Source organism: Pseudomonas cistanchae (genome assembly GCF_054483635.1).
This window is the reverse complement of record NZ_JBTLWN010000002.1, coordinates 449246-462416: the sequence shown is the minus strand read 5'-3', so window position 1 is coordinate 462416 and position 13171 is coordinate 449246. Positions and strand designations below refer to the sequence as shown.

The 13171-nt window shown below is 59.3% G+C and carries 9 protein-coding genes and 1 pseudogene; 9 read left to right on the top strand and 1 reads right to left on the bottom strand.

Annotated features, from left to right (window positions below; genetic code table 11):
- The first annotated feature begins 9 nt into the window (after positions 1–9).
- The 4 genes and pseudogenes from ACX0MV_RS09000 (at position 10) to ACX0MV_RS08985 (ending at position 5139) form a co-directional block, all read left to right on the top strand.
- Entirely contained in the window at positions 10–2229 is a 2220-nt protein-coding gene (locus tag ACX0MV_RS09000; protein WP_458982155.1) for a putative bifunctional diguanylate cyclase/phosphodiesterase, read from the top strand.
- Positions 2229–4127, top strand: a complete 1899-nt coding sequence (locus ACX0MV_RS08995; protein ID WP_458982154.1) for a sensor histidine kinase — start codon at positions 2229–2231, stop codon at positions 4125–4127. The genes ACX0MV_RS09000 and ACX0MV_RS08995 overlap by 1 nt, the downstream gene beginning before the upstream one ends.
- Positions 4128–4228: 101 nt before the next feature.
- On the top strand, positions 4229–4489 hold the full coding sequence (locus ACX0MV_RS08990; protein ID WP_458982153.1) for a YkgJ family cysteine cluster protein: 261 nt from the start codon (positions 4229–4231) through the stop codon (positions 4487–4489).
- A gap of 37 nt (positions 4490–4526) precedes the next feature.
- Positions 4527–5139, top strand: a pseudogene (locus ACX0MV_RS08985) (START domain-containing protein).
- 57 nt (positions 5140–5196) lie between these two features.
- Here ACX0MV_RS08985 and gltA read toward each other — a convergent pair.
- Positions 5197–6471 (bottom strand): citrate synthase, encoded by a 1275-nt coding sequence (gltA, locus tag ACX0MV_RS08980; protein ID WP_458982152.1) that lies wholly within the window; start codon positions 6469–6471, stop codon positions 5197–5199.
- Positions 6472–6832: 361 nt separating this feature from the next.
- On the opposite strand from gltA, the gene sdhC reads away from it, so the two are divergent.
- The 5 genes from sdhC (at position 6833) to ACX0MV_RS08955 (ending at position 13142) form a co-directional block, all read left to right on the top strand.
- A complete protein-coding gene (gene sdhC / locus ACX0MV_RS08975; protein WP_458982151.1) occupies positions 6833–7207 on the top strand; it encodes a succinate dehydrogenase, cytochrome b556 subunit in 375 nt (124 codons plus the stop codon).
- Complete coding sequence (gene sdhD / locus ACX0MV_RS08970; RefSeq protein WP_458982150.1) at positions 7201–7569, top strand: succinate dehydrogenase, hydrophobic membrane anchor protein; 369 nt, start codon at positions 7201–7203, stop codon at positions 7567–7569. Before sdhC ends, sdhD begins: the two co-directional genes overlap by 7 nt.
- Before the next feature lie 3 nt (positions 7570–7572).
- On the top strand, positions 7573–9342 hold the full coding sequence (sdhA, locus tag ACX0MV_RS08965) for a succinate dehydrogenase flavoprotein subunit (RefSeq protein ID WP_458982149.1): 1770 nt from the start codon (positions 7573–7575) through the stop codon (positions 9340–9342).
- Positions 9343–9368: 26 nt separating this feature from the next.
- Positions 9369–10073 (top strand): succinate dehydrogenase iron-sulfur subunit, encoded by a 705-nt coding sequence (locus tag ACX0MV_RS08960; protein WP_458982347.1) that lies wholly within the window; start codon positions 9369–9371, stop codon positions 10071–10073.
- A gap of 237 nt (positions 10074–10310) precedes the next feature.
- Positions 10311–13142 (top strand): 2-oxoglutarate dehydrogenase E1 component, encoded by a 2832-nt coding sequence (locus ACX0MV_RS08955; protein ID WP_458982148.1) that lies wholly within the window; start codon positions 10311–10313, stop codon positions 13140–13142.
- The last annotated feature ends 29 nt before the right edge of the window (positions 13143–13171 follow it).

The following is a 13171-nucleotide window of genomic DNA, read 5'->3' as shown; positions in this document are numbered from 1 at the left end:
CAATTGCTCATGGAAGATCAACTGATGTTCTCCGACGACGACACCCCCGTCAGCCCGACTAAGCTGGTGTGGCGAGTCCTGACCGTCGACGACGACCCTGACTTCCAGCGCGCCACCGCGTTTGCGCTGAGCGGTCTCGAAGTGCTTGATGGCCACATCGAGCTGTTGCAGGCGTTCAGTTATCGCGAGGCGTCGATGCTGCTGGCCGAGCAGCGTGACATCGCGGTTATCCTGCTGGACGTGGTGATGGAGACCGACGACGCTGGTTTGCGTTTGGTCAGGTCGCTGCGCGAGGTCATCGGCAACGCCGAGACGCGAATCGTGCTGCTCACCGGCGAGCCGGGCATGGCTCCTGTGCAGGAGGTCATGCATGACTACGACATCAACGATTACTGGACCAAAAGCGAACTGACCGCCGAGCGTCTACTGACCGTTCTTACGGCCGGAGTTCGCGGCTATAGCCAGCTTCGCTCGGTCGCCCGAGCGCGGCGTGGCCTGCAGATGATCGTCGAGTCGAGCAACGCGCTGTTCTGCTCCAAAAGCACTCGCGAACTGTCGGCCAAGATTCTGTCCGAGATCGCCCTGTTGCTGGACCTTGAGACAGAAGGCATCGTCTGCGTAAGCGCCGAGGAGAGCGCTTCCGGCGGTGAGTCGACGGTGCGGATCATCAGTGCCAGCGGGCGGTTCTTCCGCGCCATCGACGGTGGTCTGGATAGCCTCAACGACATCACGGTCGCGGCAGCCTTGCAGCGTTGTCTGCTCGAGCAGCAGTCCTTGCGCTTTGACCACGCCACCGTGCTGTTCTTTCCGCGCTTCCAGGCCGGCGCCGACTATGCCTGCTATGTAGACACCGAACGCACCCTCGATGACACCGAAATGGAACTGCTCAAGGTGTTCAGCGCAAGCATCAGCCGTGGCCTTTATAACGTCGCGCTATTCAGCCGCTTGGAGGAAATGGCCTACCAGGACGACCTGCTGAAGATCCCCAATCGCAATGCATTGATTCGCATGCTCGACCTCACCCTCCAGGGCGAGGCCAAGGACGAGCGGGTCCTGGTGCTGATTGATATCGATAATTTCTCGGGTGCCAACACTGCGTTTGGTACCGGCTATGGCGATTTCATTCTCGGTCTGGTGGCAAACAAGTTGCGTCAGACCTTTTCCGGCAACGTGCTCGTCGCGCGAGTGAGGGATGATTTGTTCGCCATTCTGGGGCCGCAGTCGGAAGTAAGGGCCGCGGATATCGTCGAGCTGTTCCGCCGGCATAACCGACCTTACGAAATGGGTCAGGTACACAGTTTGAGCAGCGTGACGCTGCATCTGAGCGACTTCAGCGGCACTGCTAGCGTAGCGTTACAGAATGCGCGGCTGTCGCTCAAGCAGGCCAAGCGCATCGGCCATAACCAGCATGTGGTGTACAACCCCGCCGTGCAAAGTGCGCATGCCGAATCCTATCGGCTGTTGCTGGCCCTGCGCGATGCGGTCGAGGCAGGGCGCATCAGTATCGAGCTGCAACCGCAGGTCGACCTGCGCACCCGCAAAGTCACCGGTGTCGAGGCGCTTGCCCGCTGGCGTCAGGTCGACGGGCGCATGGTGCCGCCGCTGCAGTTCATTCCACTGGCGGAAGCTACCGGCTACATCCTGCCGCTCGGCGACCTGTTGATGCGCCTGGCACTGCAGGCCGCTCGACAACTGGCGGATGCGGGTTATGGCGACATCCGTACCGCGATCAACGTGTCGGCGCCGCAGCTGTTGCAGCACGACTTCATCGCACGCTTCACCACACATCTGCGCGATGCCGGGGTCCAGCCGCATCAGGTAGAGGTGGAAATCACCGAGTCGGTCGCGATGCAGTCGTTCGAAACCGTCTGTGGTCAGTTGGCGGCGCTACGTGAAATGGGCGTGGCCGTCGCGATCGATGACTTTGGTACGGGCTTTTCATCATTGAGTTATCTGCGCTTGCTGCCGGCCGATCGCTTGAAAATCGACCGCAGTTTCATCGAGGAGATCGGCGAGGTCGACGACGACAAGATGATCGCTGACGCAGTTATCCAGATTGCCGCCAGGGTAGGCATGCAGGTAATTGCCGAAGGCGTGGAAACCCAACAGCAGGCCGATTGGATTCTCCAACATGGCTGCAGGGAGGCGCAGGGTTATCTCTACGCCAAAGCCATGCCGTGCGCCGAGTTGCTGGTGTGGTTAGGCGACTGGCCCGGGCGGCCTGCCTGATGGGGGGCAGCCTCTGGCGCGCGCTGCGTCAGGTCAAGCCGGTTCGACGCAACCTGCTGCTGTTGTTTCTTCCCTGGGCGGTCTTGATTTTGCTGCTGGCGGCGCTGCTCTATGAGCGTCTGCTGGAGTCCAGGCTTAACCCATTGCTGAGTGACCAGCAAAATAGCCTGAATGTCGGTGTCGGCGTTCTTAACCGGCACCTGGCAACCTTGCACGGCAACTTGCAGTTCCTGACCCAGCAACCGCTGCTGGCCAAGATGCTCGATGAGCCCAGTCCGGAAAACCGTGAAGCCCTGAGCCAGCTACTGCTGCAGTTCTCTGCGAGTACGAAGATCTACGATCAGATCCGCTGGCTGGATGAAAACGGAATGGAGCAGATCAGCGTCGAGCTGGTGCAGGGCAAGGCGCTCCTGCGTGACTCGGCGAAATTACAGAACAGGGCGGATCGCTACTATTTCGTGGAAGCCATGAATCAGCCGGCCGGGACGTTCTATCTGTCGCGGTTCGACCTCAATCGGGAATCGGCGGCAGGCCAGCCTCTGATGAGGCCGACGCTGCGCGGGGCAATGCCGGTATTCGACAGTCAGGGCGCCCGACGCGGCGTGCTGATTCTCAACTACCTGGGCCAGGACCTGCTGCGCCGATTGCAGCAGGTCTCCGAGGCCAATGGTGGCAGCCTCAGCCTGGTCGATCATGAAGGTTACTGGATGCTGTCGCCTGAGCCAGAGGATGAGTGGGGTTTCATGCTGGGTAAGGCGGAAGCGACTCTGGCCAGCCGTTACCCCTATAGCTGGCAGTACATGCAGACGCACAGAGGCGGCGTGTTCAATGACGAGAATGGCTACTGGGCCTACAGTCGGTTCGACCCGAAAGAGCTGAACGGCGGGCGGAAAATCGTCGCTGAGCCCTGGTTGCTGATTTCCCAGTTGCCAGTGGGGCGGGTGGAGTCGTTACGCTTCGAAGTATTTTGGCAGGTCATGCTGTTTGTCAGCGCGATGCTGGGGGTCGGCTTGGTGGTGGTGTTGCGTCTGGCCCTGGCCGAGCATGATCGCAATCTGGCACGAAATAGCCTGCAGGCCAGCAGCGAAGCGCTGACGCTCAGCAATGGCGAACTGCGCGAGACCGTCGATCAGTTGCAACGTACCCGCGGCGCTTTAATACAAGCCGAGAAACTGTCCTCGTTGGGCACGCTGGTGGCCGGTGTGGCCCATGAGTTGAACACGCCAATTGGTGCAGCAAGCGTGACCGCCTCGACCCTGCACAAGAATGTCGTGGACATGCAGGCAAGCATGAGCAGCGGACTGCAGCGCTCCACGCTCGAGCGCTTTCTGCAGCGCAACGATGAAGGCCTGGCGATCATCACCAGCAACCTCACCCGCATGGCGCAATTGACCCGCGCGTTCAAGCAACTGGCCAGCGACCGAGCCAGTACCGAGCGGCGCAACTTTGATCTGGTCGAACTGGTGCGTGAGGTCATGCTGGTGTTCACGCCGAAGCTCAAACAGTTTTCCCATCAGGTCGTTCTGGAGATGCCCGAGCATCTGATGCTCGACAGTTACCCAGGCCCTTTGGGGCAGATACTGCAGAACCTGATCGACAATGCACTGATTCATGCATTCGAGCCTGGAATGCAGGGCGTGGTCACCGTACGTGCGGACCACGAGCCGCTGTCGCGACAATGCCTGATCGACGTCATCGACAATGGCTGCGGCATGACGCCCGAGGTGCTGGCGCAGATCTTTGATCCGTTCTTCACCACGCGGCGTGGCCGGGGTGGTACCGGGCTGGGCTTGCACATTACTCACCAACTGGCGGTGGAAATCCTTGGAGCTGAACTTCAAGTCCGCAGCACGCCAGGGCAGGGCACTCAGTTTCGCCTGCGGCTTGCGTTAGCCTGAACATGTCATGCATTGGCTGCCACGCCGCCCCGATACTGAGTAAAATCGCCGGCCTCGGTTATTACCCGTCTGTGTCATTGCTCTGTTTGAGGTTTGTTGTGATGGATTGTCGTGTCGGTTGTGGTGCGTGCTGCATCGCGCCTTCGATCAGCTCCCCGATTCCCGGTATGCCCCTGGGCAAAGCCGCCGGCGTGCGCTGCGTGCAGCTCACCGATGACAATCACTGCGCAATATTCGGCATGCCGGAGCGGCCCAAGGTCTGCTTGACCTTCGGTGCGGATATCGACGTGTGTGGCGGCGATCGCGACGAAGCCATACGCCTGCTCGGCTGGCTGGAGCAAAGCACGTCGATGGCGGTGTAGTACGTCCGCTAAAGATAACCCGGGTTCCAAGGACGCCATGATGAGAGTTAACTCATTCAGTTTGATGTTGGGCGTCGGCGTCTTTCTGCTGGGGCAACTGGTATGGGCCGATGGCTGGCGTCTGGCCAAGGATGAGGCGGGCATTCAGGTCTACCTGCGCGCAGTAGCGGGTTCCAACTATCAGGAGTACCGCGGCGTCGTAACGCTGGATACCGAGGTAGAGACTCTGCTTACGGTGCAGGATGACGCCACGGGTGCCTGCGCCTGGATTCACAGTTGCCAACAGCAGCGGCTGGTCGGTCGTGAGGGTATCTACAGCTGGGTATACAGCCACTTTGATGCGCCCTGGCCCGTTTCCCCGCGTGACGCGGTAGTCCGCGTGGTGACGCAGCGCGGCCCAGGGGGGTCAGATAACGCGGCTGTTGCAGGGCGCGGCGGATTATATGCCTGCGCAGCAGGGGTTTATCCGGGTCAGTAAGCTGGTCGGCCATTGGACGTTCACGCCGAAAGCGGCGGGGCAGGTCGAGGTGATCTATCAGGTGCACGCCGAGCCGGGCGGCAGCGTTCCTTCCTGGCTAGCCAACAGTTTTGTGGTGGATGCTCCCTACGAAACCTTGAAAGCCCTGCGGCTAATGGTCGAAAACCGCTAATGCGAATGCAGAAAAGGCTGCCTGAGGGCAGCCTTTTCGTTGCGACGCTGGTGATGCTTATCGCTTCATGTCGCGCTGCGAGTAGCCAGTGTACAGCTGGCGTGGGCGGCCGATCTTGTACGGGCTGGAGAGCATTTCCTTCCAGTGCGAGATCCAGCCGACGGTCCGCGCCAAGGCGAAGATTACGGTGAACATGCTGGTCGGAATGCCGATTGCCTTGAGGATGATGCCCGAGTAGAAGTCCACGTTCGGGTACAGGTTGCGTTCCTTGAAGTACGGATCGGTCAGCGCGATCTCTTCCAGGCGCATCGCCAGCGCAAGCTGCGGATCATTGGTGATGCCCAGTTCTTTCAGGACTTCATCGCAGGTCTGTTTCATCACGGTGGCGCGTGGGTCGCGGTTTTTGTAGACGCGATGACCAAAGCCCATCAGCTTGAACGGGTCATTCTTGTCCTTCGCTTTGGCGATGAAGGTGTCGATGTTCGACACGTCGCCGATTTCATCGAGCATCGCCAGTACGGCTTCGTTGGCGCCGCCGTGGGCCGGGCCCCAGAGTGCGGCGATACCGGCTGCGATACAGGCGAAGGGGTTGGCGCCCGAAGAGCCGGCCAGGCGCACGGTGGAAGTGGATGCGTTCTGCTCGTGGTCGGCATGCAGGATGAAAATCCTGTCCATGGCCTTGGCCAGTACCGGGCTGATCGGTTTGATCTCGCACGGGGTGTTGAACATCATGTGCAGGAAGTTTTCCGCGTAGTTCAGGTCGTTACGCGGATACATCATCGGCTGACCCATGGAGTACTTGTAGGTCATGGCGGCGATGGTTGGCATCTTGGCGATCAGGCGCATGGCCGAGACTTCGCGGTGATGCGGGTTATTGATGTCCAGAGAGTCGTGGTAGAAGGCAGAAAGTGCGCCGACCACACCACACATGATGGCCATCGGGTGGGCGTCGCGGCGGAAGCCGTTGAAGAAGGTCTTCAACTGCTCGTGAACCATGGTGTGGTTCTTGATCGTGCTGACGAACTGAGCCTTTTCCTCTGCGTTGGGCAATTCGCCATTCAAAAGCAGGTAGCAGGTTTCCAGGTAGTCGGAGTGTTCGGCCAGTTGCTCAATGGGATAGCCGCGGTGCAGCAGAATGCCCTGGTCGCCGTCGATATAGGTGATCTTCGACTCGCACGAGGCGGTGGACATAAAGCCAGGATCAAATGTGAACCGGCCCGTGGCGGTCAGGCTCCGTACATCAATTACATCGGGACCAACGGTGCCGGTTAAAACGGGCAGCTCGACGGGGGCATTGCCCTCGATGATCAACTGCGCTTTTTTGTCAGCCATGTGTGGCCTCCTAGTTATGCTTGAAATCATCTGACGGCCCCCCACGCAGGGCCCGCATCACTATAGTGAGATAAATTCGAAAGTCAATTTGCGAAAACCCAGGCGGCAGAAGGGTTTCAGGCAGTTTTTTTGCGCGAATGACGGGCTCTTTACGTCATTTATATAAGGTGCGCAATCCGCTTTTAGGTCGAGGTCGGTGCGTTGTCATTAGTAACCTAACTGTCTATACTCATCGCCCGACCGCCAGGGGTTTTTCGCCTGATTCTGGGGGTCGTCACTCCTTGGGTGATGGGTACCTGACCAGTGCACTTCCCGACAACTTTGCCCTGATAGTTAGGGGCTCTCAGTGTGATAAAAAGCCGTGAATAGCCAACGACCTGTAAACCTAGACCTTAGGACTATCAAACTTCCAGTCACCGCTTACACGTCCATTCTTCACCGTATATCCGGTGTCATCCTCTTTGTCGGTATTGCCGTGCTGCTGTTCGGGCTCGACAAGTCGCTGACGTCCGAGGAAGGCTTCGCCGAGGTGAAAGAGTGCCTGACCAGCCCGCTGGCCAAATTCGTGATCTGGGGATTGCTGTCCGCTCTGCTGTACCACTTGGTGGCCGGTGTACGCCACTTGATCATGGATATGGGCATCGGTGAGACGCTGGAAGGCGGCAAACTGGGCTCGAAAGTCGTTCTCGTCGTATCGGCGATCGTGATCGTACTGGTGGGGGTGTGGATATGGTAACCAACGTTACGAACTTCTCGCGTTCGGGTCTCTTCGACTGGATGGCGCAGCGGGTTTCCGCTGTCATTCTCGCGGCTTACACCGTGTTCCTGCTCGGCTACATAGTGCTCAACCCAGGCATGGGTTACGCCGAATGGCAGGGTCTGTTCTCCAATAACGCGATGCGTATCTTCAGTCTGCTGACCCTGGTGGCGCTCAGTGCTCACGCCTGGATCGGCATGTGGACAATTTCCACCGACTACCTGACCCCGATGGCGTTGGGTAAGTCTGCGACTGCAGTGCGTTTTCTCTTCCAGGCGGTATGTGGCTTTGCGATGTTCACATTCTTCGTCTGGGGCGTGCAGATTCTTTGGGGTATCTGATCCATGACTATTCGTACTCTTTCTTATGACGCCATCATCGTTGGTGGCGGTGGCGCGGGCATGCGTGCTGCGCTGCAGCTGGCTCAGGGCGGCCACAAGACCGCTGTGGTCACCAAGGTTTTCCCGACTCGCTCGCACACCGTATCCGCTCAGGGTGGCATTACCTGCGCCATCGCTTCGGCCGACCCGAACGATGATTGGCGCTGGCACATGTATGACACCGTCAAGGGCTCCGACTATATCGGCGACCAGGACGCTATCGAATACATGTGTTCGGTCGGGCCGGAAGCTGTATTCGAGCTCGAGCACATGGGTCTGCCGTTCTCCCGCACCGAGCAGGGCCGCATCTATCAGCGTCCTTTCGGTGGTCAGTCCAAGGACTTCGGCAAGGGCGGTCAGGCTGCTCGTACCTGCGCCGCGGCGGACCGTACCGGTCACGCGCTGCTGCACACGCTTTACCAGGCCAACCTGAAGAACGGCACCTCGTTCCTCAATGAGTGGTACGCGGTCGATCTGGTGAAGAACCAGGACGGCGCCATCGTTGGTGTGATTGCAATCTGCATCGAAACCGGCGAAACCGTTTACATCCGTTCTAAGGCCACCGTGCTGGCTACCGGTGGTGCAGGCCGTATCTACGCTTCCACGACCAACGCCCTGATCAACACTGGCGACGGCGTGGGCATGGCCCTGCGTGCTGGCGTGCCGGTGCAGGACATCGAGATGTGGCAGTTCCATCCGACCGGTATCGCCGGTGCCGGTACCCTGGTAACCGAAGGGTGCCGCGGTGAAGGTGGTTACCTGATCAACAAGCACGGCGAGCGTTTCATGGAGCGCTACGCTCCGAACGCCAAAGACTTGGCTGGCCGCGACGTGGTTGCGCGCTCCATGGTCAAGGAAATCATTGCGGGCAATGGTTGTGGTCCTGACGGCGATCACGTGATGCTCAAGCTCGATCACCTGGGCGAAGAAGTGCTGCACAGTCGCCTGCCGGGTATCTGTGAGCTGTCCAAGACCTTCGCCCACGTCGATCCAGTGGTCGCGCCGATTCCAGTCGTGCCGACCTGCCATTACATGATGGGCGGCGTGCCGACCAACATTCACGGTCAGGCCATCACCCAGGACGCCAATGGCAACGACAAGATCATAGACGGTCTGTTCGCGGTAGGCGAAGTCGCTTGCGTATCGGTACACGGTGCCAATCGTCTGGGCGGCAACTCGCTGCTCGACCTGGTGGTATTCGGTCGCGCCGCTGGCCTGCACCTGGAGAAAGCGCTGAAAGAAGGCGTTGACTACCGCGGTGCTTCCGAAACCGACCTGGAGCAGTCGCTCAAGCGTCTGTCCGGCGTCAACGAACGCAACACCGGCGAAGATGTCGCGCCGCTGCGTAAAGAGCTGCAAACCTGCATGCAGAATTACTTCGGTGTGTTCCGCACCGGGGAATACATGCAGAAAGGTATCGAACAACTGGTCGGCCTGCGTGAGCGGATCGCGAACGTCAAAATCGCGGATAAGAGCCAGGCGTTCAACACTGCGCGTATCGAAGCGCTGGAACTGCAAAACCTTCTCGAGGTGGCTGAAGCCACGGCGGTGGCTGCAGAAGCTCGTAAAGAATCCCGCGGCGCCCATGCCCGTGAAGATTTTGAAGAGCGTGACGACGAGAACTGGCTGTGCCATTCCCTGTACTTCCCAGGTGAAAAGCGCGTAGCCAAACGTGCCGTCAACTTCTCGCCGAAGACAGTTCCGACGTTTGAACCCATGGTTCGTACTTATTAAGGGTGATGGATATGTCGCAAGCTAATCTGTTGCACGTAAGCGTTTATCGCTATAACCCGGAGCAGGATGCTGCTCCGTTCATGCAGGATTTCCAGATCGACACGGGCGGCAAGGACGTAATGGTTCTTGATGTGCTGGCGCTGATCAAGGAACAGGACGTGACCTTCTCCTACCGTCGTTCCTGCCGTGAAGGGGTCTGTGGCTCCGATGGCATGAACATCAACGGCAAGAATGGGCTGGCCTGCATCACGCCGCTGTCGGCAACCGTCAAGAACAACAAGCTGGTGATTCGCCCGCTGCCGGGATTGCCGGTTATTCGTGACTTGGTTGTCGACATGAGCATCTTCTACAAGCAATACGAGAAGGTGCAGCCATTTTTGCAGAACGATACGCCGGCTCCGGCCATCGAACGTCTGCAAACCCCGGAAGATCGCGAAAAGCTGGACGGCCTGTACGAGTGCATTCTGTGCGCATGCTGTTCGACCAGTTGCCCGTCCTTCTGGTGGAACCCGGACAAGTTTCTCGGGCCCGCTGCACTGCTGCAAGCCTATCGTTTCCTGGCTGACAGCCGTGATACCAAGACCGCTGAGCGACTGTCGGCGATGGATGACCCGTTCAGCGTGTTCCGTTGCCGCGGCATCATGAACTGCGTAAGCGTTTGCCCTAAAGGTCTCAATCCGACCAAGGCGATCGGCCATGTACGCAACATGTTGCTGCAAAGCGGGACCTGATTCGTTGTTGCTCGACCGGTAATACCTGCGGCGCCACCGGCGCCGTAGTTTTAGCAAGGCTGCAGCTCACAAAGCGGCAGCTCTTATTTTGAAATATTGACGACCAGCAGGGGCATTCGGGCTGGTGCCCGGACTATCTGCGGGATCCGTGGTGGCTTTACCAAGTCGCTGCTTCAGGACTTAGAAAGCCGCGCGGTTTCTTCGCCGGTGGTGTCCCCTTACCGAGGGTGACCAAGCATGCAAGAAAGCGTGATGCAGCGCATGTGGGACAGTGCCCACCTATCCGGTGGTAATGCTGCCTATGTGGAAGAGCTCTATGAGCTTTACCTGCACGATCCCAACGCTGTGCCAGAAGAGTGGCGCACTTACTTCCAGAAGTTGCCTGCCGAAGGCAGCGCCGCCACAGACGTATCGCATTCCACGATCCGCGATCATTTCGTCCTGCTCGCTAAAAACCAGCGTCGCGCCCAACCGGTTTCCGCCGGCAGCGTAAGCAGCGAGCACGAAAAGAAGCAGGTCGAAGTGCTGCGTCTGATTCAGGCCTATCGCATGCGTGGCCATCAGGCTGCTCAGCTCGATCCGCTTGGCCTCTGGCAACGCCCATCACCGGCTGATCTGTCGATCAATCACTACGGCCTGACCGACGCCGACCTGGACACGACCTTCCGCACAGGAGGGCTGTTCATTGGCAAGGAAGAGGCGACTCTGCGCGAAATTCGCGACGCTTTACAGCAGACATATTGCCGCACCATTGGCGCCGAGTTCACCCATATCGTCGATTCCGAACAGCGCAGCTGGTTTCAGCAGCGCCTGGAAAGCGTTCGTGGTCGGCCGCAGTTTTCCACGGAAGTGCAAAGCCATCTGCTTGAGCGTCTGACGGCGGCTGAAGGCCTGGAAAAATACCTGGGCACCAAATACCCAGGCACCAAGCGTTTCGGTCTGGAAGGCGGCGAAAGCCTGATTCCGCTGCTCGATGAAGTGATCCAGCGCTCCGGCTCCTACGGCACCAAAGAAATCGTCATCGGCATGGCCCACCGTGGCCGTCTCAACGTACTGGTCAACACCTTCGGCAAAAATCCGCGCGACCTGTTCGACGAGTTCGAAGGTAAGAAAACCGAAGGCCTGTCCTCCGGCGACGTGAAATACCACCAGGGTTTCTCCTCCAACGTGATGACCGCCGGCGGTGAGGTTCACCTGGCCATGGCATTCAACCCGTCGCACCTGGAAATCGTCTCTCCGGTGGTCGAGGGTTCCGTGCGTGCTCGTCAGGACCGTCGTAGCGATACGAGTGGCGATAAAGTTCTGCCGGTCTCCCTGCATGGCGACGCTGCCTTCGCCGGGCAGGGGGTGGTCATGGAAACCTTCCAGATGTCGCAGACCCGTGGCTTCAAGACGGGCGGCACCATCCACATCGTGATCAACAACCAGGTTGGCTTCACCATCAGCAACCCGCTGGACTCGCGTTCCACCGAGTACTGCACCGATGTGGCGAAGATGATTCAGGCGCCAATCCTGCACGTGAATGGCGACGATCCAGAAGCCGTGTTGTTCGTGACCCAGCTGGCTGTCGACTACCGCATGCAGTACAAGCGCGACGTGGTGATCGACCTGGTCTGCTACCGTCGTCGCGGCCACAACGAGGCCGATGAGCCGAGTGGCACCCAGCCGCTGATGTATCAGCAGATCACCAAGCAGCGCACCACCCGCGAACTGTATGCCGATGCCCTGAGCACCGCCGCACGTCAGTCGGTGGATGATATCCAGGCCAAGATCGATGAGTACCGCACGGCGCTGGACAACGGTCAGCACGTGGTCAAGAGCCTGGTGAAAGAGCCGAACAAGGAACTGTTCGTCGACTGGCGTCCGTACCTGGGCCACGCCTGGACCGCGCGTCATGACACCCGTTTCGATCTAAAAACCCTGCAGGAATTGAGCAACAAGCTGCTGGAGATTCCAGAAGGGTTCGTGGTTCAGCGTCAGGTCGCGAAAATTCTCGAAGACCGCCAGAAGATGAGCGCCGGTGCGCTGCCAATCAACTGGGGCTATGCCGAAACCATGGCCTACGCCACGCTGCTGTTCGAAGGCCATCCGATCCGCATGACCGGCCAGGACATCGGCCGCGGCACCTTCTCGCACCGCCATGCGGTGTTGCACAACCAGAAGGATGCCAGCGCCTACCTGCCGCTGCAGAACCTCTACCAGGGGCAGCCGCGCTTCGATCTGTACGACTCCTTCCTTTCGGAAGAAGCAGTACTCGCGTTCGAATACGGCTATGCCACTACCCAGCCGAATGCGCTGGTGATCTGGGAAGCGCAGTTCGGCGATTTCGCCAACGGCGCCCAGGTGGTATTCGACCAGTTCATCTCCAGCGGCGAGCACAAGTGGGGTCGCCTGTGCGGTCTGACCATGCTGTTGCCCCATGGTTATGAAGGGCAGGGTCCTGAGCACAGCTCGGCGCGTCTGGAGCGTTACCTGCAGCTGTGCGCCGAGCACAACATGCAAGTCTGCGTACCGACCACGCCGGCGCAGATCTACCATCTGCTGCGTCGCCAGGTGATCCGGCCACTGCGCAAGCCATTGGTCGTATTGACGCCGAAGTCGCTGCTGCGCCACAAATTGGCGATCTCGACGCTGGAAGATCTGGCCGAAGGTTCGTTCCAGACCGTGATCCCCGAGCTCGATGCCATTGATCCGCAGAAGGTCGAGCGGTTGGTGTTGTGTAGCGGCAAGGTCTATTACGACTTGCTGGAGAAGCGCCGTGCAGAGGGCCGCGAAGATACCGCGATTGTGCGTATCGAGCAGCTGTACCCGTTCCCGGAAGAGGATCTGGCTGAGGTGATGGCGCCTTATCAGAACCTCAAGCACATCGTCTGGTGTCAGGAAGAACCGATGAACCAGGGCGCGTGGTACTGCAGCCAGCACCACATGCGGCGCGTCGCCACGGCCCACACCAAGGCGCTGTTCCTCGAGTATGCCGGCCGTGAGGCTTCCGCTGCTCCAGCCTGCGGATATGCATCGATGCACGCCGAGCAGCAAGAAAAACTCCTGCAGGACGCCTTCACCGTTTAACGCCTTTGCGCAGCGGCGGTCCGGTTGGG